General features: G+C 67.5%; 20 protein-coding genes. 12 read left to right on the forward strand and 8 right to left on the reverse strand.

Features of this window, described 5'->3' with window-relative positions:
• Window positions 1-258 precede the first annotated feature (258 nt).
• From dnaA to gyrB, 4 genes are all read left to right on the forward strand, one after another.
• The gene (gene dnaA, locus BEI_RS00005) at window positions 259-1,725 is read left to right on the forward strand and encodes a chromosomal replication initiator protein DnaA (RefSeq protein ID WP_097787580.1); all 1,467 of its coding nucleotides are present in this window, start codon (window positions 259-261) and stop codon (window positions 1,723-1,725) included.
• 71 nt (window positions 1,726-1,796) lie between these two features.
• On the forward strand, window positions 1,797-2,900 hold the full coding sequence (gene dnaN / locus BEI_RS00010) for a DNA polymerase III subunit beta (RefSeq protein ID WP_097787581.1): 1,104 nt from the start codon (window positions 1,797-1,799) through the stop codon (window positions 2,898-2,900).
• A gap of 35 nt (window positions 2,901-2,935) precedes the next feature.
• Window positions 2,936-4,051 (forward strand): DNA replication/repair protein RecF, encoded by a 1,116-nt coding sequence (gene recF / locus BEI_RS00015; protein ID WP_097787582.1) that lies wholly within the window; start codon window positions 2,936-2,938, stop codon window positions 4,049-4,051.
• 11 nt (window positions 4,052-4,062) lie between these two features.
• Window positions 4,063-6,483 carry a DNA topoisomerase (ATP-hydrolyzing) subunit B gene (gene gyrB, locus BEI_RS00020; protein WP_097787583.1) on the forward strand — a complete coding sequence of 807 codons (2,421 nt, stop codon included), beginning with the start codon at window positions 4,063-4,065 and terminating at the stop codon, window positions 6,481-6,483.
• A 176-nt stretch (window positions 6,484-6,659) separates the two neighbouring features.
• On the opposite strand, the gene gmhB is transcribed toward gyrB, so the two are convergent.
• From gmhB to glyQ, 3 genes are all read right to left on the reverse strand, one after another.
• Window positions 6,660-7,220, reverse strand: coding sequence for a D-glycero-beta-D-manno-heptose 1,7-bisphosphate 7-phosphatase (gene gmhB / locus BEI_RS00025; protein WP_097787584.1), 561 nt, complete (start codon window positions 7,218-7,220; stop codon window positions 6,660-6,662).
• Window positions 7,221-7,560: 340 nt separating this feature from the next.
• Window positions 7,561-9,627, reverse strand: a complete 2,067-nt coding sequence (glyS, locus tag BEI_RS00030) for a glycine--tRNA ligase subunit beta (RefSeq protein ID WP_097787585.1) — start codon at window positions 9,625-9,627, stop codon at window positions 7,561-7,563.
• A gap of 1 nt (window position 9,628) precedes the next feature.
• Window positions 9,629-10,576, reverse strand: a complete 948-nt coding sequence (gene glyQ, locus BEI_RS00035) for a glycine--tRNA ligase subunit alpha (RefSeq protein WP_097787586.1) — start codon at window positions 10,574-10,576, stop codon at window positions 9,629-9,631.
• A gap of 286 nt (window positions 10,577-10,862) precedes the next feature.
• Here glyQ and rfaD point away from each other — a divergent pair, with 286 nt between their 5' ends.
• Together rfaD and waaF are read left to right on the forward strand one after the other, a co-directional pair.
• Window positions 10,863-11,819: an ADP-glyceromanno-heptose 6-epimerase gene (gene rfaD / locus BEI_RS00045; RefSeq protein ID WP_097787588.1), complete on the forward strand. Its 957-nt coding sequence runs from the start codon at window positions 10,863-10,865 to the stop codon at window positions 11,817-11,819.
• A complete protein-coding gene (waaF, locus tag BEI_RS00050) occupies window positions 11,812-12,828 on the forward strand; it encodes a lipopolysaccharide heptosyltransferase II (protein ID WP_097787589.1) in 1,017 nt (338 codons plus the stop codon). Before rfaD ends, waaF begins: the two co-directional genes overlap by 8 nt.
• On the opposite strand, the gene BEI_RS00055 is transcribed toward waaF, so the two are convergent.
• A complete protein-coding gene (locus BEI_RS00055) occupies window positions 12,825-14,447 on the reverse strand; it encodes a sulfatase-like hydrolase/transferase (RefSeq protein WP_097787590.1) in 1,623 nt (540 codons plus the stop codon). The genes waaF and BEI_RS00055 overlap by 4 nt on opposite strands.
• Before the next feature lie 50 nt (window positions 14,448-14,497).
• Window positions 14,498-15,262, reverse strand: coding sequence for a glycosyltransferase family 2 protein (locus tag BEI_RS00060; RefSeq protein WP_097787591.1), 765 nt, complete (start codon window positions 15,260-15,262; stop codon window positions 14,498-14,500).
• Window positions 15,263-15,358: 96 nt separating this feature from the next.
• Between BEI_RS00060 and BEI_RS00065 the strand changes: the two genes are divergently transcribed.
• Together BEI_RS00065 and BEI_RS00070 are read left to right on the forward strand one after the other, a co-directional pair.
• Window positions 15,359-16,399, forward strand: a complete 1,041-nt coding sequence (locus tag BEI_RS00065) for a glycosyltransferase family 4 protein (protein WP_097787592.1) — start codon at window positions 15,359-15,361, stop codon at window positions 16,397-16,399.
• Entirely contained in the window at window positions 16,399-17,391 is a 993-nt protein-coding gene (locus tag BEI_RS00070) for a glycosyl transferase family 90 (RefSeq protein ID WP_097787593.1), read from the forward strand. The genes BEI_RS00065 and BEI_RS00070 overlap by 1 nt, the downstream gene beginning before the upstream one ends.
• A 7-nt stretch (window positions 17,392-17,398) precedes the next feature.
• Here BEI_RS00070 and BEI_RS00075 read toward each other — a convergent pair whose 3' ends face one another.
• On the reverse strand, window positions 17,399-18,124 hold the full coding sequence (locus BEI_RS00075; RefSeq protein WP_097787594.1) for a 3-deoxy-D-manno-octulosonic acid kinase: 726 nt from the start codon (window positions 18,122-18,124) through the stop codon (window positions 17,399-17,401).
• Here BEI_RS00075 and BEI_RS00080 point away from each other — a divergent pair.
• The 3 genes from BEI_RS00080 to waaA are packed head-to-tail and all read left to right on the forward strand — an operon-like array spanning window position 18,123 to window position 21,938.
• The gene (locus BEI_RS00080) at window positions 18,123-19,220 is read left to right on the forward strand and encodes a glycosyltransferase family 9 protein (protein ID WP_097787595.1); all 1,098 of its coding nucleotides are present in this window, start codon (window positions 18,123-18,125) and stop codon (window positions 19,218-19,220) included. The genes BEI_RS00075 and BEI_RS00080 overlap by 2 nt on opposite strands.
• Complete coding sequence (gene hldE, locus BEI_RS00085) at window positions 19,210-20,640, forward strand: bifunctional D-glycero-beta-D-manno-heptose-7-phosphate kinase/D-glycero-beta-D-manno-heptose 1-phosphate adenylyltransferase HldE (protein ID WP_097787596.1); 1,431 nt, start codon at window positions 19,210-19,212, stop codon at window positions 20,638-20,640. The genes BEI_RS00080 and hldE overlap by 11 nt, the downstream gene beginning before the upstream one ends.
• Window positions 20,640-21,938, forward strand: a complete 1,299-nt coding sequence (gene waaA / locus BEI_RS00090) for a lipid IV(A) 3-deoxy-D-manno-octulosonic acid transferase (protein ID WP_097787597.1) — start codon at window positions 20,640-20,642, stop codon at window positions 21,936-21,938. The genes hldE and waaA overlap by 1 nt, the downstream gene beginning before the upstream one ends.
• Window positions 21,939-21,951: 13 nt before the next feature.
• On the opposite strand, the gene rpiA is transcribed toward waaA, so the two are convergent.
• Window positions 21,952-22,629, reverse strand: coding sequence for a ribose-5-phosphate isomerase RpiA (gene rpiA / locus BEI_RS00095; protein WP_097790942.1), 678 nt, complete (start codon window positions 22,627-22,629; stop codon window positions 21,952-21,954).
• A gap of 297 nt (window positions 22,630-22,926) precedes the next feature.
• Between rpiA and ilvA the strand changes: the two genes are divergently transcribed.
• The gene (ilvA, locus tag BEI_RS00100; RefSeq protein ID WP_265331692.1) at window positions 22,927-24,447 is read left to right on the forward strand and encodes a threonine ammonia-lyase, biosynthetic; all 1,521 of its coding nucleotides are present in this window, start codon (window positions 22,927-22,929) and stop codon (window positions 24,445-24,447) included.
• A gap of 392 nt (window positions 24,448-24,839) precedes the next feature.
• Here ilvA and BEI_RS00105 read toward each other — a convergent pair whose 3' ends face one another.
• A complete protein-coding gene (locus tag BEI_RS00105; RefSeq protein ID WP_097787599.1) occupies window positions 24,840-25,472 on the reverse strand; it encodes a 5-formyltetrahydrofolate cyclo-ligase in 633 nt (210 codons plus the stop codon).
• Window positions 25,473-25,478 lie beyond the last annotated feature (6 nt).

Below are 25,478 nucleotides of genomic sequence, written 5' to 3' on the forward strand. Positions count from 1 at the left end.
CAAAAGATATCAATATCTTGCTTTCACAAGAAGGCTGTGGGCAACCTGCGAGGAAGCGGAGGGTCGACGGTGGACGACCCGGGGAGCCTTGGTCGAGCTGTCCACAGGGCGGGACTTGTCCGCCGTATCCGCAGCGATTGTCCCCTGGCTCCGGGGCAGGTTTTCCACAGCGCTGTCCCCTCGTTCATCTCATGTGGATAACCCCTCGGCGGAACGATACAATGTGCGGTCGTTCTTCAACCCGTATGGTGAGGTCGCGTGTCGCTCGCTCTCTGGCAACAATGTCTCGATACCCTGCAGGATGAATTGAGCTCCCAGCAGTTCAATACCTGGATTCGGCCGCTGCAGGCGGAAGAGGGGGAGTCCAACCAGCTGCGGCTGTTGGCCCCCAACCGCTTCGTGCGCGATTGGGTCAGCGACAAGTACGCCAAGCGCATCAGCGAACTCATGCGCGAGCTCTCGCCGGCCAAGCCGCCCAAGGTGGTATTGACGGTGGGCAGTCGCCGGGCCGCGGCGCCGGCCCCTCAACCCCGTGAACTCGGGGATCCGGTCTCCGCGACCCCGCGTGCGCCGGCGGTGCAGACGCCGCCGCGCGGTGACGTCGCCGATGAGAGCGAGATCGACCGGTTGCGCGAGGAAGGTGAGCCCACCGGTCGGCCGGTGGGCGGCGAACGGCAGGTGCAGGTGGAGGGAAGCCTCAAGCACAACAGCGGCCTCAACCCCAACTTCACCTTCGAGACCTTCGTCGAGGGCAAGTCCAACCAGCTCGCCCGAGCAGCCTCCCGACAGGTTTCCGAGAACCCCGGCGGGGCCTACAACCCGCTGTTCCTGTATGGCGGCGTCGGCCTGGGCAAGACCCACCTGATGCACGCCGTGGGCAATGCCCTGGCCGGGCGCCGCGAGAACGCCAGGGTGGTCTACCTGCATTCCGAGCGCTTCGTCGCCGACATGGTCAAGGCGTTGCAGCTCAATGCCATCAACGACTTCAAGCGCTTCTATCGCAGCGTCGATGCCCTGCTGATCGACGATATCCAGTTCTTCGCCGGCAAGGAGCGGTCGCAGGAGGAGTTCTTCCACACCTTCAATGCCTTGCTCGAAGGGGGACAGCAGATGATCCTCACCTCGGATCGCTACCCCAAGGAGATCAGCGGGGTGGAGGAGCGGCTCAAGTCCCGCTTCGGCTGGGGATTGACCGTGGCCATCGAGCCGCCCGAACTCGAGACCCGGGTCGCGATCCTGATGAAGAAGGCCGACCAGGCCAAGGTCGACCTGCCTCATGATGCCGCCTTCTTCATCGCCCAGAAGATCCGCTCCAACGTCCGTGAGCTGGAGGGCGCCCTGAAGAAGGTCATCGCCGACTCCCACTTCATGGGCAAGCCGATCACCCAGGATTTCATCCGTGAGTCGCTCAAGGATCTGCTCGCCCTGCAGGACAAGCAGGTCGGGGTCGACAACATCCAGCGCACCGTGGCGGAGTACTACAAGATCAAGCTGGCCGACCTGTTGTCGAAGCGCCGTTCCCGCTCGGTGGCGCGCCCCCGGCAGGTGGCGATGGCGCTGGCCAAGGAGCTCACCAATCACAGCCTGCCCGAGATCGGTGACGCCTTCGGGGGCCGGGATCACACCACGGTGCTGCACGCCTGCCGGAAGGTGCAGGCGCTTCAGGAAGAAAACGCGGACATCCGCGAGGACTACAAGAATCTGCTGCGTATTCTCACCAGCTGATTCGCGATACCGGATCGACCGGTCGGGGTCGCCGGCCGCCATCCCTCCAGGACAAGAGAAGTGGAGTCGACATGAAATTTTCCATCTCCCGTGAAGCGCTGCTGCGCCCCCTGGCGCTGGTCGCCGGCGTGGTGGAGCGTCGCCAGACCCTGCCGGTGCTGTCGAACGTGCTGATCCAGGTCGAACAGGACCAGGTCTCGCTGACCGGCACCGACCTGGAAGTCGAGCTGATCGGTCGGACCGTGGCGAGCCAGGTGGAGCAGCCGGGGGGCATCACGGTGCCGGCGCGCAAGCTGATGGACATCTGCAAGTCGCTGCCCGATCAGTCCGAGATCCAGCTGTCGCTGGAGGAGGGGCGGGCGGTGCTGCGCAGTGGCCGCTCCCGCTTCACCCTCTCGACCCTGCCGGTGGCGGAGTTCCCGAGCATCGAGGACAGCCAGAGCAGCGTCGAGTTGAGCCTGCCGCGGGGAACGCTCAAGCACCTCATCGATGCCACCTCCTTCGCCATGGCGCAGCAGGACGTTCGCTACTACCTCAATGGCATGCTGCTGGAGTTCGGCACCAACCTGGTGCGTGCCGTGGCCACCGACGGCCATCGCCTGGCGGTCTGCTCGCGGCCTGCCGAGACCCAGGTGGAGCCCTCCCAGAAGCTGATCGTGCCTCGCAAGGGGGTGCTCGAGCTGGTACGCCTGCTCGACGATGGCGAGGAGCCGGTCAGTCTCACCCTAGGGGCCACCCATATCCGCGCCCACACCGGCGACTTCACCTTCACCTCCAAGCTGGTGGACGGCAAGTTCCCGGACTACGAGCGGGTGGTTCCGCGGGGCGGCGACAAGGTCTTCATCGCCGACCGGGCGGAACTCAGGCAGGTACTGTCGCGCACCGCCATCCTTTCCAACGAGAAGTATCGCGGCGTGCGGCTCAACCTGGAGGAAGGCAATCTGCGCGTCATGGCCAACAACCCCGAACAGGAGGAAGCCGAGGAGAACGTGGGCATCGAATATGCCGGACCCGCCATGGAGATCGGCTTCAATGTCGGCTACCTGGTGGATGTCCTCAACGTGCTGGGCGAGGACCGGGTGCAGATGACCATGGCCGATCCCAACAGCAGTGCCCTGATGGAAGAGCCCGGCGGGGGTGACGCCCTCTACGTCGTCATGCCCATGCGCCTCTGACGATCCCTCTCGACGCGTCCCCGCTCCGTTCCTTCATGCCCCTCGAGCGTCTCGCCTTCCAGGGCCTGCGCAACCTGCAGGCCCTGGAGTTATCGCCCGGCCCCCGCATCAACCTCTTCGTCGGGGACAACGGCAGCGGCAAGACCAGCCTGCTGGAGGGCATCCATGTGCTTGGCATGGGGCGTTCCTTCCGCACACGCCACCTGCGCCATGCCATCGCTCACGATGCCGAGGCCATGGTCCTGCATGCCCGCCTCGCGGGAGAGCCTGCCTTGCCGGTCGGCTTGCGCCGGCATCGAGACGCCAAGGAATCCGAGCTGCGCCTGGGAGGGCAGAAACTCGACCGGGTCTCCCGCCTGGTGGAGGCGCTGCCGCTGCAGCTGATCAACCCGGATGCCTTCCGCCTGCTCGAGGGATCCCCGTCGGGGCGCCGGGAGTTCCTCGACTGGGGCGTGTTTCACGTGAAACACGACTTCCTTCCCGCGTGGCAGCGCTACCGGCGTGCGCTCAAGCATCGGAATGCCCTCATCAGGCATGGTAGAATGAGCGATGCTTCACTGAACGCCTGGGAGCAGGAACTGGTGGCCTGGGGGGAGCATCTGGATGCCCTGCGACGGGACTGGATGAGTGCCTTCGCGCCGGTCTTCGCCGAGACGCTGGCGGGGCTGATCGATCTGCCGGGCCTCGAGTTGCGCTACTCGCGGGGATGGGATCGCAAGCGCGCCCTGGGCGAGGTGCTCAGGCAAGGGCGAGACACCGACCGACAGATGGGCTTTACCCAACAGGGGCCGCAACGAGCCGACCTCGGCATCCGGCTGGATAGGCGTCCGGCCGTGGAGGTCCTGTCGCGTGGCCAGCAGAAACTGGTCGTCAGCGCCATGAAATTGGCGCAGGGCCGCCTGCTGGAGGAGCTCACGGGGCGCACCTGCCTGTACCTGATCGACGACTTGCCCGCCGAGCTGGATGGCGAGCATCGCCGTGTCTTCTGCCAGTGGCTGGAGCGCATGCGCTGCCAGGCGTTCATCACCAGCGTCGATACGGATGCCCTGGCCGGACCCTGGAGCACGCAAACACCGGTGGCGATGTTTCACGTGAAACGCACCGAATCGGGGCAGGGGCAGCTGCTGCCAATGGACAGACAGACTTCATGATGGAGTAGTCAATGAGCGAACAGGCTTACGACTCATCGAGCATCAAGGTCCTCAAGGGCCTGGATGCGGTACGCAAGCGGCCCGGGATGTATATCGGCGATACCGATGACGGGACTGGCCTGCACCACATGGTGTTCGAGCTGGTGGACAACTCCATCGACGAAGCCCTGGCCGGTTATTGCAGCGAGATTCGCGTGATCATCCACCCCGACGAGTCGATCACCGTGAGCGACAACGGTCGGGGAATCCCCACCGAGATCCACGAGGGCGAGGGCGTCTCGGCGGCCGAGGTGATCATGACGGTGCTGCACGCCGGCGGCAAGTTCGACGACAACTCCTACAAGGTCTCCGGGGGCCTGCACGGGGTGGGGGTCTCGGTGGTCAATGCGCTTTCCGAGGAGCTCAAGCTCACCATCTGGCGTCAGGGCCAGGTCCACGAGCAGATCTACCACCATGGCGTCCCGGCGGGGCCGCTGAGCGTGGTCGGCAAGACCGAGCAGACCGGCAGCCGGGTTCACTTCAAGCCGTCGCCCGAGACCTTCCACAACATCGAGTTCCACTACGACGTGCTCGCCAAGCGGCTGCGCGAGCTGTCCTTCCTGAACTCGGGCGTGGCGATCCGCCTGATGGACGAGCGCTCCGGCAAGGAGGAGCTGTTCCACTACGAGGGCGGCCTCAAGGCCTTCGTCGATCACCTGAACACCAACAAGACGGTGCTCAACCCGGTCTTCCACTTCAATGTCGAGCGCGAGGACGGGGTCGGCGTCGAGGTGGCCATGCAGTGGAACGACACCTTCGCCGAGAACATCTTCTGCTACACGAACAACATTCCCCAGCGGGATGGCGGCACCCACCTGGCCGGCTTCCGGGCGGCCCTGACCCGGACGCTGAACCACTACATCGACGCCGAGGGCCTGCTCAAGAAGACCAAGGTCAACACCTCCGGCGACGATGCCCGGGAGGGGCTGACGGCGATCATCTCGGTCAAGGTGCCCGATCCCAAGTTCTCCTCCCAGACCAAGGACAAGCTGGTCTCGTCCGAAGTGAAGACGGCGGTCGAGCAGGAGATGGGGCGACTCTTCTCCGAGTACCTGGTGGAAAAACCCAACGAGGCCAAGTCCATCGTCAACAAGATGCTGGATGCGGCCCGGGCGCGGGAGGCGGCGCGCAAGGCCCGTGACATGACCCGTCGCAAGGGGGCGCTGGACATCGCCGGGCTGCCCGGCAAGCTGGCCGACTGCCAGGAGAAGGATCCGAGCCTGTCCGAGCTGTTCCTGGTCGAGGGTGACTCGGCAGGGGGGAGCGCCAAGCAGGGGCGGGATCGCCGCACCCAGGCGATCCTGCCGCTCAAGGGCAAGATCCTCAACGTGGAGAAGGCGCGCTTCGACAAGATGCTGTCCTCGGCGGAGGTCGGCACCCTGATCACCGCCCTGGGCTGCGGCATCGGGCGCGAGGAGTTCAATCCCGACAAGCTGCGCTATCACTCCATCATCATCATGACCGATGCCGACGTCGACGGCTCGCACATCCGCACCCTGCTGTTGACCTTCTTCTTCCGTCAGATGTCGCAGCTGATCGAGCGCGGTCACGTGTTCATCGCCCAGCCCCCGCTCTACAAGATCAAGCGCGGCAAGCAGGAGAGTTACCTCAAGGACGAGCAGGCGCTCACCGACTACCTGACCACCACGGCCCTGGATGGCGCCCGCCTCCACGTCAATGCCGACGCTCCCGGCATCGCCGGCGAGCAGCTTCAGGCGCTGGTCGACGAGTACCGCGACGTGATGCGGCGCATCGACCGCCTGTCCCGGGTCTACCCCGACGTGGTGCTGCGAAAGATCGTCCATGCCGCTCGCCTCGAGGGCGAGGACAGCCTGCGCGATCGCGTCACCATGCAGAACTGGATCGAGTACCTCCAGGCGGAGATGGATGCCCTGGTGGCCTACGAGGGGGGGCCTCGCTACACCTTCCGGCTGGAGGAGGACTCCGAGCGTGGCTTCTTCCTCCCGGCGGTGAGCCTGACCGCCCATGGCGTCACCACCGACTACGTGTGGGGCGTGGACTTCTTCACCAGTGCCGATTACCGTGCCATCGCCGGCCTCGGCGTCACCCTGGACGGCCTGCTCGAGGAGGGCGCCTTCGTGGCTCGGGGCGATCGCCAGCAGCCGGTGGTCAGCTTCTACGATGCCCTGGAGTGGCTGATGAACGAGGCCCAGCGTGGCCTCTCCATCCAGCGCTACAAGGGACTGGGGGAGATGAATCCCGATCAGCTCTGGGAGACCACCATGGATCCCAACACCCGTCGGCTGCTCCGCGTCTCCATCGAGGATGCCGTGGCCGCCGACATGATGTTCAACACCCTGATGGGCGACGAGGTCGAGCCGCGGCGTGACTTCATCGAACGGAACGCCCTGGTGGCCAACCTGGACATCTGATACGGGCTTCGCCCGGAGCAATAAGCGCCGAGCTGAAAAAGTAGCAAGTGACAAGTTGAATGTGACAAGAAAGCCCCGCCGGTGATCGCCGGCGGGGCTTTCTATTGATGGGAAGAGAAGCCCGGGCTGGGTTTCCTTGCTACTTTTGACGTTCTACTTGAGCCTTCGCTTGGCCGCTACTGTGCCAGCAGCCAGTCCGCGAAGCCGGCCAGGTCGGCGAAGACGCGCGTCCTGTCGTTCTCGACCAGATCCGGGCGCTTGGCCAGGGTGCGCTCCCCCTTGCCGGTGCGGACCAGCACCGGCCGGCAGCCGACGGCTAGACCGGCTTCCAGGTCGCGCAAGCTGTCGCCGATCATCCAGCTTCCCTTCAGGGTCGTCAGCCCCAGGTCGTCGCGAAGCCGTTCCAGCAGGCCGGGGAGAGGCTTTCGGCAATCGCAGCCGTCGTCCGGCCCATGGGGGCAATGCACGATACGGGCGATCTCGCCGCCGGCCTCCCGGACGAGGGTGTCGAGCCGGTCGTGCATGGCGGCGAGGGTGGCCTCGTCGTAGTAGCCCCGGGCGATGCCGGACTGGTTAGTGGCCACGGCCACCGTCCAGCCGGCCCGGGACAGCCGGGCGATGGCATCGATCGCCTGGGGGTAGGGGATCCATTCGTCCAGGGACTTCACGTAGTCGTCGGAATCCCGGTTGATCACGCCATCCCGGTCGAGAATGACGAGCTTGTCGGCTTGCGGCATGGATGAATTGTCTGTCGGTGAAGGAGTCATGGAGATCGAGTGTTTCACGTGGAACATCGGCTGCCAAGCCTGCCCGGCTTCGCCGGGAGCTCGCCCGGACTTCGTCCGGAGCCAGACGATCGTCCGCTTCGCGGCCGTAAGCGGGAAGCTCGAAGAAGCCCCGGCCGGGCTTCGCGCCGGAGCCTGAAGTCATAAGCTTGAAGCTGGAAGAACCCCCTTGAAGCGATTAGTGGAGGCTTCCAGCTCCGTCGAAGCCGGTGTGTTCCACGTGAAACATCCTGGCAGAGAAAAGGGCCGGCGAGTCGCCTCGCCGGCCCTGACGGGATCCGCGTAATGCCGCTTACTGCTGAAGCAGGGCGATATCCGCGACCTCGAGGAACAATGCCTGGAGGCTGGCCAGCAGGGCCAGGCGGTTGCGTTTCACCGCCTCGTCCTCGGCCATGACCATCACTCGGTCGAAGAAGGTATCCACCGGCTCGCGCAGCCCGGCCAGGATGTCCAGGGCGTCGCTGTAGCGAGCCTCGGCGAACAGCGGCGACACCTTGTCCTGGCAGGCGGCCAGTGCCTCGGCCAGGGCCTGTTCGGCGTCTTCCCGAAGCAGGGCGCCGTCCACGTTGGGGCTCACCTCGCCGTCTTGCTTGGCGAGGATGTTGGAGACCCGCTTGTTGGCGGCGGCCAGGGCGGCGGCCTCCTCGCGCCGGGCGAAGGCCTGGACGGCCTCCAGGCGGCGGGCGAAGTCCAGCGGTTTGGTGACCGGGCGGGCGCGCACCGCCAGGTAGGTCTCGGCGCCGATGCCCTCGTCGTGCCCCCAGGCGCGGAAGCGGTCGAGCATGTAGGTCAGCACCTCCTCGACCAGGCCCTCGGCATAGGGAAGCTCCTGGTGCTGGGCGGCGGCCAGCTCCAGGAGCTCACGCAGGTCCAGGTTCAGCTCGCCCTTGACCAGGATATTGAGCACCCCGATGGCGGCCCGGCGAAGGGCGAAGGGATCCTTGGTGCCGGTCGGGCGCTGGCCGATGCCGAAGATGCCGGTCAGGGTATCGAGGCGATCGGCCAGCGCCAGGGCCTGGCCGGTGCGGGTCTGCGGGATGGCATCGCCGGCGAAGCGGGGCAGGTACTGCTCCTCGATCGCCTGGGCGACCTCGGCATTCTCGCCGTCGTGGGTAGCGTAGTAGCGACCCATGATGCCCTGGAGTTCGGGGAATTCCAGCACCATTTCGGTGACCAGGTCACACTTGGCCAGTTCGGCGGCGCGCCGGGCATGAGCCACGTCGCCGTCGATCTTGCCGGCGATGAAGGCGGCCACGGCGGCGCTGCGATGGGCCTTGTCGGCCAGGGTGCCGAGCTTCTGCTGGAACACCACGCTGGAGAGCCCGCCGATGCGATCGGCCAGAGGACGCTGGCGGTCGGTGTCATAGAAGAAGGCGGCATCGGCCAGGCGAGGGCGGATCACCTTCTCGTTGCCCTGGATCACCAGCTCCGGCGACTCGCTGTCGATGTTGGCGACGGTGATGAACTGCGGCTTGAGTCGGCCCTCGGCGTCCAGCAGGTGGAAGTACTTCTGGTTGGCCTTCATCGAGGAGATCAGGCACTCGGCGGGCACCTCGAGGAAGCGCTCGTCGAAGCCGCCGGTGAGCGCCACCGGCCATTCCACCAGGCCGCTCACCTCGATCAGCAGCTCCTCGTCGATCACCGCCTGGGCCTCCTGGACCTCGGCCTCGGCCAGGACTTGCTCGCGGATGCGTTCGCGGCGGATGTCGCGGTCGGCCAGCACCCAGGCACCTTCCAGGGCGGCGAGGTAGTCGTCGGCATGGGCCAGGGCGATGGGGGCCGGGGCATGGAAGCGATGGCCGCGAGTGGTGCGTCCGGCCTCGAGCCCCAGGGCGCGGGCTTCCACCACGCGGTCCCCGTAGAGCATCACCAGCCAGTGGGCGGGGCGGGAGAATTCCACCCGTGAGGCGCCCCAGCGCATGTTCTTGGGCACCGGCAGCGCGGCGATGGCCTTCTCGACGATCCCCGGCAACAGAACGGTGGTGGCCTCGCCCTGCTGTTGCTCGCGATAGCCCAGCCAGGTGCCCTTGTCGGTCTCCAGGTGGATCAGCTGGTCGACGCTAACCCCGCAGGAGCGGGCGAAGCCCTCGGCGGCCTTGGTCGGCTGGCCGTCCTTGAAGGCGGCGGCGAGTGCCGGGCCGCGGCGCTCGACCTCGCGGTCGGGCTGCTTGTCGGCCAGTTCGGTGACCTGAACGGCCAGGCGGCGCGGGGTGGCGTAGGCGCGCACGTCGCCATGGGCGATCTCCGCCTCCTCGAGCCCGCGGCGGAGACCCGAGGCGAAGGCGTCGGAGAGTGCATCGATCGCGCCCGGCGGCAGTTCCTCGACGCCCAGTTCGACCAGAAAGGTATCGGCAGCCATCTCAAGCGTCTCCCTGTTCGGCAAGCAGTTCGCGACGCAGGGCCTCGGGGGCCAGCGGGAAGCCGGCGGCCTTGCGTGATTCGTAGTAGGCATGGGCCACGTCCCGGGCCATGGTGCGCACGCGCAGGATGTAGCGCTGGCGTTCGGTGACCGAGATGGCGTGGCGGGCGTCGAGGAGGTTGAAGGTGTGCGAAGCCTTGAGCACCTGCTCGTAGGCGGGCAGCGGCAGGCCGGCCTCGAGCAGCTTGGTGCACTCGCGTTCCTGGTGATCGAAGGCGCCGAACAGCGCCGGCACGTCGGCGTGCTCGAAGTTGTAGGTCGACTGCTCGCGCTCGTTCTGCAGGAAGACGTCGCCGTAGCTGACACTGGAGCCGTCCGGGGCGATGGTCCAGATCAGGTCGTAGACGCTGTCCACGTCCTGGATGTACATGGCGATGCGTTCCAGGCCATAGGTCAGCTCTCCGGTGACCGGATAGCATTCCAGGCCGCCGGCCTGCTGGAAGTAGGTGAACTGGGTCACCTCCATGCCGTTGAGCCACACCTCCCAGCCGAGCCCCCAGGCACCCAGGGTCGGGGATTCCCAGTTGTCCTCGACGAAGCGGATGTCATGGACCAGCGGGTCGATGCCGAGACGCTTGAGCGAGCCGAGGTAGAGTTCCTGCAGCTCCGCGGGGGAGGGCTTCATCACCACCTGGAACTGGTAGTAGTGTTGCAGGCGGTTGGGGTTCTCCCCGTAGCGGCCGTCGGTGGGGCGTCGCGAGGGCTGCACGTAGGCGGCATTCCAGGTTTCGGGACCGATGGAGCGCAGGAAGGTGGCGGGGTGGAAGGTCCCGGCGCCGACTTCCATGTCCAGGGGCTGGAGCACCACGCAGCCCTGTTCGGCCCAGTACTGCTGCAGGGCCAGGATCAGGCCCTGGAAGGTTGTCACGTCTGGCGTCGACTGTGTCATTGCGGAAGCACCGTTGGCCATGAATTCACGAGCCGTCAAGTATACAATCACGGGCAGATCGGTTATAGGCACAGCCCGGAATCCCTGGGGCTATCCTCCGTCGAATGACGACTCGGGGCCGATCCGGCGACAGGTCCCGGTGTGCCGGACCATCGAGGAGGCGCTGTGAACCCTTCCCTGGGTGCTACCGACGCCACCCAGGGCGTCGACCGCCTCTTCGACCTGTCCCCGGCGCCCCTCGTCATCACCCATCAAGATGGCCCTGCCCGCATAGAGAGGAATCCCCATGATCGTAGTGACAGGCGGAGCCGGCTTCATCGGCTCGAATCTGGTCAAGGCACTCAACGAGCGCGGTCGCGACGACGTGCTGGTCGTCGACGACCTCTCGGACGGCACCAAGTTCGTCAACCTCGCCGACTGCACCCTCGGCGACTACCTGGACAAGGACGACTTCCTGGCGCGGATCCGCGCCGCCCTCGACGGCGAGGACCCGCACCTGCCGCCCATCGAGGCGATCTTCCACCAGGGAGCCTGCTCCGACACCACGGAGTGGGACGGGCGCTTCATGCTCCACAACAACTTCGAGTACTCCAAGGAGCTGCTCCACTACTGCCAGCGTGAGGGCATTCCCTTCCTCTATGCCTCCTCCGCCGCCACCTACGGCGGCAGCGAGGTGTTCCGGGAGGAGCCCGAGCACGAGAAGCCGCTGAACGTCTACGGCTACTCCAAGCTGCTCTTCGACCAGTACGTGCGCGCCCGTCACGACGAGTTCGAGAGCCAGGTGGTGGGCTTCCGCTACTTCAACGTCTACGGCCCCCGGGAGCAGCACAAGGGCAAGATGGCCAGCGTCGCCTACCATCACCACACCCAGGTCAGCGCCGGCGAGAACCTCCGGCTGTTCGGCGCCTGGGACGGCTACGAGGCGGGCATGCAGAGCCGCGACTTCGTTTACGTGGGCGACGTGGTGGACGTCAACCTCTGGTTCCTCGATCACCCCGAGGCCTCCGGCATCTTCAACCTGGGCACCGGGCGGGCCGAGCCCTTCAAGGCCATCGGCGAGGCGGTGATCGACTACTACGGCCAGGGCCGGATCGACTACATCGACTTCCCCGAGGAACTGAAGGGACGCTACCAGAGCTATACCCGCGCCGACATCACCCGGCTGCGGGAGGCCGGCTACGACCGGGAATTCCGCACCGTGGCCGAGGGCGTACGCGCCTACCTGGAGTGGCTGAATGGTTGAGACGGGGGAGCGCATCCTGGTCGTCGGACCTTCCTGGGTCGGCGACATGGTCATGGCCCAGAGCCTGTTCAAGACCCTCAAGGGGCGTGACCCGCAGGCCCGCATCGGCGTGGTGGCACCGGCCTGGTCGCAGCCCATCCTCGAGCGCATGGACGAGGTCGACGAGGTCGCCGGCCTGGAGGTGGGACACGGCGAGTTCGGCTGGGCGCCCCGGCGTCGCCTGGCCGCCTCGCTGCGCGAGCGATTCGACCGGGCCATCGTGCTGCCCCGTTCCTGGAAGTCGGCCCTGGTTCCCTTCCTGGCCCGCATCCCCCGCCGCACCGGCTTCCTCGGCGAGCAGCGCTATGCCCTGCTCAACGATCGTCGCCGCCTGGACAAGGCGGTGCTCGACCAGACCGTCAAGCGCTTCGTGGCGCTCGGCCTGACGGCCGAGGAGGCGGCTACCGGCGACTTCGCCATCCCCCGGCCGGCCCTGCGCCGGGACGATGTCAACCTGACGGCCCTGCGCGAGAGGCTCGGCCTCTCGGAACGACCGGCCATCGCCATGATGCCCGGCGCCGAGTATGGTCCCGCCAAGCAATGGCCGCTGGCCTATTTCCGCACCCTGGCCGAGACCCTGGTCGACGACGGTTATGAGGTGCGGGTCCTCGGCGGCCCCAAGGACGCCGGGGCCGGCGAGACCATCGCCGCCGGGCTCGGCCATGTCCACAACCTGTGCGGACAGACTCGCCTGGCGGATGCCGTGGACCTGCTCGCCGATTGCCGCCAGGCGGTGACCAACGATTCCGGCCTGATGCACGTGGCCGCCGCCGCGGGAACCCGGGTCCAGGCCGTCTACGGGTCCTCCTCGCCGGCCTACACCCCGCCGCTGACCGACAATGCCGAGGTCCACTACCTGGCCCTGGACTGCTCGCCCTGTTTCGAGCGGAACTGCCCGCTGGGCCACACGAACTGCCTCAAGCAGTTGTCCCCCGCTCGAGTGCTGGCCGCCATCCGGGCCGAGGGCTAACGGTTCGGATTCACCGCCTTCGGCTCGGGGCGCGGCAGGTGCCCGAGCCCTTCCCAGAGCCGCTGTTGGAGAGCGGTCTCCTCCTTGAGCCGGCCATTGAGGGCCGTCAGGCCGTGCCGCTCGACCAGCGTCGGCTGGTCCGAGAGGAGCGACACCCCCAGCCCGGCCCTGTGGCGGTCGGGTCTGAAGCCCATGGCCTCGAGGACCGTGGGCAGGAGGTCCAGGGTCGAGGCCTCGCGCACGATCCGGCCGGGCGCGAGGCCGTTGCCGAGGAGGATGAAGGTGTTCTCCCTTGGGCCCTCGGTGAGCGCCTCCCAGGCCGAGACCCGCATGCTCAGGTGATCGCTGGCGATCATCACCAGGGTGTCCTCGAGCAGCCCCTCTGCCTCGAGCCACTCGACCAGGCGTCTGGCCAGCCAGGCGGAGCACTCCACCGCATAGAGGATGTCCTCGCCGTCGAACGCGCCCTGGCGCTCGCGGCATGCCCGGGCGGGGAAGCCGGCGGGGGGGTGGGTGCCGAGGCTCAGGGTGACCACGGCCCAGGGTGTCCCCTGAGCCTCGAGGTGACGGATCTCCTCCCGGGTGAAGTCGTAGAGGCTGTCGTCGTACAGCCCCCAGCTGTTGAGATAGTCCGGTTCGTCGAGGCGCGGGGCCAGGGTCTCGCGTCCCCGGACCCGATCGAAGCCATGGTCCGTGTAGAACCGGCCCTTGCCCGCGAAGCGAGTGCTGGCGCCGCCGAGGTAGCTGAGGCGGTATCCCTGCGCATCCAGCAGGTCGCCCAGGCAGTCCACCCCCGGCACCACCCGCGCCAGCGGCTCGAACTGGCTGTCATGCAGCAGCCCCGCCGGCATCAGGGGCGTGCCGCACTGGCTGGCGATCATCCCGGCCATGGTCCAGCCGGTATTGTCCAGCTGGCGGATCCCCTCGACCACCACGCCGCGGCGGCCCAGGGCGGCCAGCGGCGCATAGGCATCGCCGAAGCGTTCACGGTCCGCGTAGGTGCGCTCGAGGCTCTCCAGGTAGAGCACCAGCAGGTTGGGCGGCTCGGCGGGGACGGTGCGCAGGGTCGGGGGGACGTAGCGCCGGTCCAGCCAGGCCCCGTCCTCGGTGACGATGGCCGCGCCGCGCTGGCCGAGGCCATACAACAGGGGGTTGGCGGCCAGCAGCACCAGCGCCAGCAGACGCTCCGCCAGTCTCCAGCGGGGATCGACGCGGACCAGCCAGGTGAAGGCCGCCAGTACCGGCAGCATGGCCAGGGTATAGAGGATGGCGGCGAGGATGCGATCCGTGCCGCCATGCTCGCTCATGCCCGCCTGGAGGTGGAAGAAGACCGCGCCCAGGTCGACGTCGCCGAAGCTGTCGGCCAGGTAGACGTAGACGCCCCACAGCGCGAGCGGTACCAGCGACCAGGGCCAGACTCGGGCGGGGGAGGAGCCGGCCGGCGGTGCTCCCCAGCGCAGGGCCTTCGCCAGGATCAGCCAGCCGGCGGCGATGGGCAGGAGCGCCGCGTAGGGCAGGCGGGTGACGGTCACGGCGGTGTGCCCCAGGGCCAGGCCCAGGGTCAGCAGGGCCCACCAGCGGGCCCGAAACACCGGGGCCGTGTCAGGGGAATCGGGCATGGGCAGCGAACCGTCTCCGGCAGCGAATGAAGGGGGCGGGACGATCGGGCTCAGGGACGCTGCGACTTCTCATGGTCGGCTGCATAGGCTTTCATGTATTTCCAGAACACACCGTTGGCATTGGAGAAGGCGATGACGAGGCCTCTCCAGCCATCCAGGAAGCCGAGCCTGAGCCCATAGGTGCGAACGAAGGCGAACAGGGCCTTGGCGACGATCACCGCCGGATGCTTGGTTCGCTCGCTGCTCTCGGCCCGCAGGGAGGAATAGCGATTGACCTTCTCGAGGAACTGGGAGAGGTCGGTGACCGCGAGGTGGATCAGCTTGCCTTCCATTCGGGAACACTGCGTATCGCCGGACAGGGCCACCGACTCGTGCACCATGGCGTCATTGAAGTTGCAGTACCGTCGGTTGAAGAGCCTGACCAGCCAGTCGTTACCCCATCCCGAGTGACGCACGGGATGCCCCAGCAGCAGGTTCTCGCGACGGATTCGGGCGGCCGCATTCGCCTCGGGATCGGTATCCCATCGGCGCAATGCCTGTAACAGGCGGTCATCCGGCCGTTCATCGGCATCCAGTGACAGAATCCAGTCGTTGGCGGCGAGCGACACGGCATGGCGCTTGGTCGGACCGAACCCCAGGAAGTCCCCCTCGTGGAAGCGGACATTGGAAAAGCGCGAGGCGATCTCCCGGGTGTCGTCGGTGGAGCCATTGTCATAGACGACGACTTCGTCGAAGGGGGTGAGTGCCGTCAGCGTCTGTTCCAGGGTCGGGCCGGCATCACGGGTGATGATGACGGCGCTGATGCCGTGAATCATTGGGGTACCTGTTGTGGCAAGGCAGGGGAGGCTAGTGCGGCCGTCGGGGCGGCTTGGTATCCTCGACTACGTTGAAACGAAACCTATGGAAGAGCATTGAAGATCGCGCATGTGAACCTGGCCAAGGGCTTTCGCGGCGGAGAGCGGCAGACCGCATTGCTGATCGAGGCGCTGGCGAGCCGTCCCCACCTCCAGCAGACCCTGGTGTGCCGAAAGGACTCGCCCCTGCGCGATGCACTGGCGCCGGTGCCCGGCCTGCGGGTCGTCGAGGCGACCCATCAGCTGGCCGGACACGCCCGCACCGGGCGCGTGGATCTCGTGCATGCCCATGAGGCCAAGGCGGTACACTGGGCCGCCCTTCACCGCATCGCCACCGGCAGTGCCTATGTCATCACTCGACGCGTGGATGCGCAAGTCAAGGACAAGTGGGTCAATCGCCTGACCTATCGACATGCCGCCAGCAGGGTCGCCATCTCCTCGATCATCCATCGCCAGCTGGCGGCACGAGGCTGGGGCGAGGTGGATTGCGTTCCCAGCGCGCACTCCGAGCCGACGACGGATGCGCGAGAGACGGCGGCGTTTCGGCGCCGCTTCGACGGCAAGTTCCTGATCGGCCATGCCGGAGCCCTGGTCGATCGGCACAAGGGGCAGCGAGTGCTCATCGAGGCCGCCCGCCGGCTGCAGCATGAGGCACCGGAGATGCAGTTCGTCTTCCTCGGGCAAGGCGAGGATGCCGAGGCGCTGCAGACCGCTTCGGCCGACCTGGACAACGTCAGCTGGCTCGGCTTCAAGGACAACATCGCGGATTATCTCGCAGGACTCGATGTCTTCGCCTTCCCCTCCCGTAACGAGGGCCTGGGTTCGGTCCTGCTCGACGTGATGCACCTGGGGGTGCCCATCGTGGCCTCCGAGGCGGGAGGGATCCCCGACATCGTCGAGCCGGAACGGACCGGGCTGCTGGTCCCGGTGGGGGATGCGACCGCGCTCGCCGAGGCCCTGCTTCGACTGAAGGGGGACGCCGGGCTGCGTGCGCGCCTGGCGGCCACCGCCAGCGAACGGCTCGAGCGTTTCTCGCCCGCGCGCATGGCGGAGGCCTACCTGGGCCTGTATGAACGGACCCTGAGGGGATCGACCTGATGGCAGGCAGGGAAAAGTTTCGCCGCAATCTGCACAAGTTCCGGTTCTACGCCTCCCAGGCGGGCGGGCTCCTCTTGCCGGATCACTGGCACCGGGGGCGACGCCGGCCCCTGCTGGAAGAGTTCCATGCCCTGCCCGAGGCGGAGCGTCATGACATCCTGGATCGGGTCGCATATTACAATCAGCTGGGCCGCGAGTTTTTCCTGCCAGAGGATGCCGTCAGTGTGAGCGATTTCCGCCGGGAAAAGAGCTGGGCATATTATCTCGATCTGAAAGCCCTGCTACGCTATTTCCCCCGGGATCTCCGACTGAGCTACCGTTTCGGCGATGTCGTCGACCTGTTCGAGTTCCCCACCTTCGTCAAGAGCCGGCCCATTTCGCCCGATAACGAACGCTCGATCCTCCTGAAGCTGAACCGGGTAAGACATTACTATTTCGTCGCCGATCGGCTGCCGTACGATCAGAAGAAGCCCTTGCTGGTCTGGCGTGGCAGCTGTCATCAGCCCCACAGGCGCTCATTCATCGAGGCGTTCCATGACCATCCACGCTGCGATGTCGGTGACGTCCACAGGAAATCATTGGGGCAGCCCTGGCATCGAGATGTCCTGTCGGTGCAGGAGCAGCTGCAGTACCGCTTCATCCTCAGTATCGAGGGCAATGATGTCGCGACCAACCTGAAATGGATCCTGGCGTCCAACTCTCTCTGCTTCATGACGCGGCCCAGATATGAGACCTGGTTCATGGAAGGCCGCCTGGTGCCGGGCCGTCACTATGTCGAACTGGCCGATGACTACTCGGATCTCGAGGAGAAGCTGGACCACTATCAGGCTCACCCGGAGGAAGCGAAGCGGATCATTCGCAACGCCAATCGGCACGTGGCTCGCTTCCAGGATGAGAGGAAGGAGCGGCTGATCGGCCTCATGGTGATGCAGAAATACTTCGAACTCTCGGGGCAGCTATCGGACCGTCCCCGGTTCGTGCCTGTCCCTTGATGTCCGGTCAGCTTCCCGGCACCGGATGGGATGTCCCATAACCCTGACGAATCGCGGCCAGGGCGGGGGCGGCCTCGAACTTCACCAGCGACCGGGCCAGCCGCTCGAGGTTGGCTTCCTGCCATTTTCCGGGCGAACGGAGTCGGCAGCGGTCCAGGTCGATCAGCCACACCTTCTCGTCGGCATCGACGAGAAGGTTGCGGGCGTTGAGATCCACATGATCGAGGCCGGCGTCGTGGAAGCGGCGGATCGTGGCGCCCACCCGGCGCAGCAGGGCGTCGTCGACCTCGCCCTGCTGGAGACGCGAGGCGAGCGAGCGGGCCCCGGGCAGGCGAACGGTGATCAGCGCCGCCTCGTAGGCGGGGCCGTGACGGAAGACGGCGGCGGCCACGGGACGGGGCACCGGCAGGCCGAGGTCGAAGAGGCGGGCGGTCAGGCGCAGCTCGCGAAAGGGGCGGCTGCGCTCCAGGCCGGTCCACAGGTACCGGGACTCGCTTAGCCGGGCGATCAGCCCGCCGCGGCGATAGGGGCGCAGCACCCACTGGTCCTCGCCGGCGTCGAGGAAGAGGCTGGCGCCGCGTCCCGGCGCCTCCCCCCTGACGCGGCCGGCGCGGCGCCAGTGCTCGGGATCGAAGTCCTGCGGGCCGATTTGTGGCGCCCCATCGGCGTCACATAAACTGTCCGCATCATATAAAATGATGATCTTTCCCGTTCGATACGTTGCCAATCGCATGAAGCATCCTCTGCCCGCCCGGCCCGCACACATCGGCGTGCTGCGTCTCTCCGCCCTGGGCGATGTCTGCAACCTGGTGCCGACGGTTCGCGCCCTGCAGCGCCAATGGCCCGAGGCGCGCATCACCTGGATCATCGGCAAGGGCGAGCACAGTCTACTGGCCGGCCTGTCCGGGGTCGAGTTCGTCGTCTACGACAAGGCCACGGGGCTGGCCGGCATGCGCGCGCTCTGGCGAGAGCTCGCCGATACCCGCTTCGATGTCCTGCTTCACATGCAGCAGGCGATCCGCGCCAGCGTGCTTTCCCTGGGCCTGAAGGCGGACGTGCGTGTCGGCTACGACAAGGCACGGGCCAAGGATGCCCAGCACTGGTTCACCCATCGCCAACTCGCCCCCCACCCCCGCGCCCATGTCCTGGAGTCCTTCCTCGATTTCGCCCGGCTGCTGGGGGTGGAGGATCTCTCCCTGGCGTGGGACCTGCCGATCCCCGAGTCCGCCTACGAGGAGGCCGCCGGGCTGACCGGCGAGGCGCCCTACGTGCTGATGAGCCCCTGTGCCAACCCCCGGCTGCGCAACTTCCGCAACTGGTCGGCGGAGGGCTACGCCACGGTGGTCGAGCACGCCTGGGTCCAGCACGGGCTGAAGACGGTGATCACCGGCGGCGGCAGCACCCAGGAGCGCGAGATGGGCAGCCGCATCCAGTCGTTGTCCCAGCCCGGCTCGGTCATCGACGCCATCGGCGCCACCTCCCTCAAGGGCCTGCTGGCGCTGATCGACCGGGCCCGGGCGGTGGTGGCCCCGGACTCGGGGCCCGTGCACATGGCCAATGCCCTGGCTACCCCGGTGGTGGGGCTCTATGCCACCACCAACCCGGACCGGGCCGCGCCCTACTGCTGGCGCGACCAGGTGGTCAACCGCTACCCGGATGCGGTGCGCCACTTCCTGCACAAGGAGCCGGAGTCGCTGCCCTGGGGCCAACGGGTCCGCCACCCCGATGCCATGTCGCTGATCCACGCCGACGACGTCATCCGCAACCTCGAGGCGGTGCTGGCCGCTTCCCCGTCCCGCAAGGAAAGGGAGTCTTCCGATGAAGCTTGATCTGACCGCCCTGGAACGTTCCCGGCTGCTGGTGGTGGGCGACGTCATGCTCGATCGCTACTTCCACGGCGGCACCTCGCGCATCTCCCCGGAGGCGCCCGTCCCGGTGGTGCGCGTCGAACAGGCCGAGGACCGGCCCGGCGGGGCCGCCAACGTGGCCCTCAACATCGCCTCCCTCGGGGCCCGGGCGGCGCTGGCCGGGCTGGTCGGCGACGACCACAACGCCGACTTGCTGACCACCCGGCTGGAGGATGCCGGTGTAAGCACTCACTTCGCCCGCAGTGCCGACATCCCCACCATCACCAAGCTGCGGGTGATGAGCCGCAATCAGCAGCTGATCCGCCTCGACTTCGAGGAAGGCCTCGGTCGAGTGAACACCGAGGCCCTGGCCGCCCGGGTCGAGGAGGCCCTGGGCGACGCCGACCTGGTGATCCTCTCCGACTACGGCAAGGGCACCCTGGCCGACGTCCAGGGGCTGATCCGTCAGGGCCGCGAGGCCGGCAAGCGGGTCCTGGTGGACCCCAAGGGCGGCGACTTCCACAAGTACCGGGGGGCCAGCGTGATCACTCCCAACCTGGCCGAGTTCGAGGCGGTGGCGGGGCCCTGCCCCGATGACGCCACCCTGGCCTCGCGGGGGGAGGCCCTGCGGGCCGAGCTCGAGCTCGAGGCGCTGCTGATCACCCGCAGCGAGAAGGGCATGACCCTGATCCGCGCCGACCACGAGCCGCTGCACCTGCCGACCCGCGCCCGGGAGGTCTTCGACGTGACCGGTGCGGGCGACACCGTGATCGGCGTGCTGGGCCTGGCGCTGGCCGCCGGGCACGGCTTCCCCGAGGCCATGACCCTGGCCAACCTGGCGGCCGGGCTGGTCGTCGCCAAGCCCGGCACCGCGACCCTGTCCATCGCCGAGCTCTATACCGCCCTGCACGGCGACAAGCTGGCCGAGTTCGGCGTCATCCAGGAGGCTCCCCTGATCGAGGCGGTTCGGGCCGCCCAGGCCCGCGGCGAGCGGGTGGTGATGACCAACGGCTGCTTCGACATCCTCCATGCCGGCCACGTGGCCTACCTGGAGCATGCCCGGCAGCTCGGCGATCGTTTGATCGTGGCGGTCAACGACGATGCCTCCATCGCCCGGCTCAAGGGCCCCAAGCGACCGATCAATCCCCTGGCAAGGCGAATGCAGGTGCTCGCCGGGCTGGGGGCCGTCGACTGGGTGGTGCCTTTCACCGAGGACACGCCCCAGCGCCTGATCGAGGCGGTCCTGCCCGATGTCCTGGTCAAGGGCGGCGACTATCGACCCGAGGAGATCGCCGGCGGGGAGGCCGTGCGCGCCGCCGGAGGCGAGGTGAAGGTGCTGGGCTTCGAGGACGGCGTCTCCACCACGGCGATGATCTCCACCATCCTCGATCGCGAGGCCTGATGGCCGCCCACCCCTGGGTTCGTCGCGGCTATTCGGCCGCCCTGCTGGCGCTGTCGCCCCTGGTCTGGCGGCGGGTCTGGCGCGAGCGGCTGCCCCATCGGCCCCGGGGCGAGCGCCTGGGCCGCGTCCCTGCCTCCGGCCCGGATGCGCGGACCCTCTGGCTGCACTGTGCCTCGGTGGGCGAGGTCCAGGCCGCCCGACCGCTGATCGAGGCCCTGGCCCGTCGCCATCCCGACCATCGCCTGGTCGTCACCACCATGACCGCCACCGGCGCCGAACGGGTGCAGGCGCTGGCCGAGACGCTGCGTGGCCGGCCGGCTCACGGCGAAGTGAGCCATCACTTCGTCCCCCTGGACTTCCCCGGCGCCGCCCGACGCTTCGTCGACCGCCTGCGGCCACAACTCGCGATCTTCTTCGAGACCGAGTTGTGGCCCAACCTGCTGGCTGCCTGCGACGCGCGGGGGGTACCGGTGGCGGTGGTCAACGGTCGGCTTTCGCCCCGAGCCTTCCGCGGCTATCGGCGCCTGGGCCGGCTGATGGCCGAGGCGCTGTCCCACGTGAGCTGGCTCGGCGCCAAGTCCGAGGCCGACGCCGAGCGCTTCCGCGCGCTGGGCATGGCGACCGACGCCATCCGGATCACGGGCTCGCTGAAGTTCGATCTTGCCGATGACGACGAGGCCCGGGAAGCGAGTGTGCGCTTGCGTCGCCGGCTGGGCGAGCGCCCGGTCTGGGTGGCCGGCTCGACCCATCCCGGCGAGGACGAGGCGGTGCTCGAGGCCCATGTCCGGCTGCGGAAGACCCGGCCCGAGGCGTTGCTCATCCTGGTGCCGCGCCATCCCCAGCGCTTCGACGCGGTGGCCGAGCTGTGCCTGCGCCGGGGACTGGCCATGGCGCGGCGCTCCGCCGGGGAGTGGCCGCAGGCCGGCACGGCGGTCTACCTGGGGGATACCATGGGCGAGCTGACCGACCTCTACGGGGCGGCGGACCTGGCCTTCGTCGGGGGCAGCCTGGTGCCGGTGGGAGGACACAACCTGCTGGAGCCGGCCGCCCTGGGGGTGCCGGTGCTGACCGGTCCCGAGCTTGCCAACTTCACCGAGGTGGCCGAGGCGCTGCGCGAGCGCGAGGCGCTGGTGGAGGTCGCCGACGCCGAGGCCCTGGCCGAGGCGCTCGCCCGGCTGCTCGACGACGGCGAGGCGCGACGCCGCCTCGGCGCCGCCGGCCGTGGCGTCGTCGAGGCCAACCGCGGCGCCCTGGCCCGCACCCTGGCGGGCCTGGCGCGGCTTCTGCCGGCGGAGTGAGCGCTCTCTTACCTCACGACTCCGGCGTCAGGCGCTGCACGCCCTGGTCGGTGCCGAGCAGCAGCAGGTCGGCGCCGCGGGCGGCGAACAGGCCGTTGGTCACCACCCCGACGATGGCGTTGAGCCGGGCCTCCATGGCCACCGGGTCGTCGATCATGAACTCGTAGCAGTCGAGGATCTGGTTGCCGTTGTCGGTGACCACCCCCTGGCGGTAGACCGGATCGGCGCCCAGCTTGACGAGCTCCCGGGCCACGTAGGAGCGGGCCATGGGGATGACCTCCACCGGCAGCGGGAAGTCGCCCAGCCGCTCGACCTTCTTGGAGGCGTCGGCGATGCAGATGAAGCGCTCCGAGCAGGCGGCGACGATCTTCTCCCGGGTCAGGGCCGCTCCGCCGCCCTTGATCATGTGGAGGTGAGCGTTCACTTCGTCGGCGCCGTCGACGTAGACGGGCATGGTGCCCACCTCGTTGAGATCGAAGAGGTCGATCCCGTGGCCCTTCAGGCGTTCGGCGCTGGCCTCGGAGCTGGCCACGGCGCCGCGGAAGTCGCCGCGCAGGGCGGCCAGTCGGTCGATGAAGCGGTCGGCGGTGGAGCCGGTGCCCACGCCGATGACGATGTCGCGTCCGAGGAGGGGGCGGATCTCGTCGATGGCGGCCGCCGCCACGGCGTCCTTGAGTTCGTCCTGGGTCATGTCCTGCTCGCTGTCATGGGGGAAGGATGTGAATGCCGCGCCATTATAGGCCATGCCATGGGTCCCGTGCTGGACGCCGTGGTACGGGGGATGGTACCAATACGGGTTTCCCTCAGAGGGTGTTTACAAACGATTGCGCTAGGCCATGCGGCGTTGAAATCAGCCTTAAAATGCTCATTTACCTCCTCGTAAACTCCGCTTTTTCGGTTGATTTCGCCTTGCCTGGCCGTCGCTCGTGACATTTGTAAACACCCTCTCGGCGCCACCCATCAACCCTCTCGCCCCACCCATCGGGATATCAGGATGCTCGAAGCCACCGTCAAGAAGATTCTCCAGGCCCGGGTCTACGAGGCCGCCCGGGAAACGCCGATCTCCCCGGCTCCCTTCCTTTCCCGCCGGTTCCACAATCAGATCCTGATCAAGCGCGAGGACCTGCAGCCCGTCCATTCCTTCAAGATTCGCGGCGCCTACAACAAGATGGCCCAGCTCAGCGAGGAGCAGAAGGCCAAGGGCGTGATCGCGGCCTCGGCGGGCAACCATGCCCAGGGGCTGGCCCTGGCGGCCAAGCAGATGGGGGTCAAGGCGGTGATCGTGATGCCGCGGATCACCCCCGAGATCAAGGTCGCCGCGGTCCGTGCCCGGGGGGCCAAGGTGGTGCTCAAGGGCGATGCCTTCGCCGAGGCCGCCGCCCATGCCCAGGAACTGATCGAGGAGCACGGCTATACCTACATCCCGCCCTTCGACGACATCGACGTCATCGCCGGACAGGGCACCATCGCCGTGGAGATCCTCCGCCAGCACGCCGGCCCCATCGACGCCATCTTCGTGCCGGTCGGAGGCGGCGGCCTGATCGCCGGCGTCGCGGCCTACGTCAAGTACCTGCGGCCCGAGATCAAGGTGATCGGCGTCGAATCCGAGGACAGCGCCTGCCTGAAGGCCGCCCTGGACGGCGGCGAGCGGGTGGTCCTGGATCAGGTCGGCGTCTTCGCCGAGGGAGTGGCCGTGGCGCAGATCGGCGAGGCGCCCTTCACCTTGATGCGCGACCTGGTGGATGACGTCATCACCGTCAACACCGACGAGATGTGCGCCGCGGTGAAGGACATCTTCGAGGATACCCGGGCGGTGTCCGAGACCTCGGGCGCTCTGTCCCTGGCCGGCTTGAAGAAATACATCCAGCAGACCGGCGCCCGGGACCAGACCCTGGTGTGCATCAACTCCGGCGCCAACACCAACTTCGACCGCCTGCAGCATATCGCCGAGCGCACCGAGCTCGGCGAGCAGCGCGAGGCGATCCTGGCGGTGACCATCCCCGAGAAGCCGGGCAGCTTCAAGAAGTTCTGTCGCACCATCGGCAAGCGGATGGTCACCGAGTTCAACTACCGCTACGCGGATCCCGAGCAGGCCCACATCTTCGTCGGCGTTCAGGTCAAGCCAGGCGGCGAGGACCGCCAGGCGGTCATCGACAAGCTCCGGGGGGCCGGCTACCCGGTGGAGGACCTCACCGACAACGAGCTGGCCAAGCTGCACATCCGCCACCTGGGCGGCGGCCGCCCCAAGGAGCACTTCGAGGAGGAGGTCTATCGCTTCGAGTTCCCGGAGCGTCCCGGGGCGCTGATGAACTTCCTCACCCATCTGCCCCAGGACTGGAACATCTCGCTGTTCCACTACCGCAATCACGGCGCCGCCTATGGCCGGGTGCTGGTCGGCATGCAGGTGCCCAACGGCGATCGCAGCCATGTCGAGGAATACTTCGATGACATCGGTTACCGCTACTGGAAGGAGTCGGACAACGCCGCCTATCGCCTCTTCATGGCCTGACCCCGGAGTGAGCGGTCGCTGACGCGGCAGGCCGGGCGCGGCCTGGGCGAGATTTGTCGTTCGCCGGGTATGAGTATTGTCATGCGAGGGGGCTTCCGATAGGCTATCGCGTCGTGAGGCGACGCGGCCGTCGCCTCCCCATCACCGACGTTTCGCGTGATTCAAGCCGAAGGGAGTCGATAACAATGAAGCGCAAGCCCGACCTGGTCATGACCCTGGTGCTGATCTTCGGTATCGGCGTCGTGGCGACCGGCTATGCCCAGGCGTTGGCGGGCCACTGAGCCCTCCTGGCGGGGCCGATTCTCGAAAGGCGGTCGATGCATGGCATCGGCCGCCTTTCGCGTTTCCGGCGGCCTGGCGCGGCATCTGGGCGATCGGGTAAAACGGAGTGCCTAGGGGCGGATCACCCGCTGGTCGCTGACGATGGCGTCCAGGGGCACGTCCCAGGGGGCGACCGGGAGGCGCTCGACCCGCTGACAGTCGTGTGCCAGCCCGATCAGTCGCGGCCGGGGCCCCGCGCGTCGGGTGAAGGCCAGGGTGCGGTCATAGAAGCCGCCGCCCATCCCGATGCGCTGACCATGATCGTCGAAGCCCACCAGCGGCAGGAGGATCAGATCCAGGGCCCAGGGGGCGCGGCGCCGGGCGCGATGCGCGCCATGGCGGGTGCAGGGCTCGGGAATGCCGAAACGGTTGGTCACCATGGGGGTGCCGGGATGGTAGTGCACGAACCACAGGGCGTTGTGGGACAGCGGGCGCAGTACCGGCAGGTAGAGGCGCGCCTGGCGCTGGTGCAGCCAGGGCATCAGCGGTCGCGGGTCGATCTCGCCGTCATTGGGGAGATAGAGCGCGACCCGATGGGCCCGGCGGACCTCGGGGAGCTGACGCAGGTGGCGACACAGCCGCAGGGCGGCATCGCGTTGCTGTTGGGCGCTCAGGTGCCGGCGACGACGTCGAAGCTCGCGACGCAGGGCGCGTCGGGCGTCGTCCCGGGAGGCGTAGGCGGCGGTATCCTGCATGTGAGTCATGTCGGA

The organism is Halomonas beimenensis (assembly GCF_002549795.1).
Lineage (GTDB): Bacteria > Pseudomonadota > Gammaproteobacteria > Pseudomonadales > Halomonadaceae > Halomonas > Halomonas beimenensis.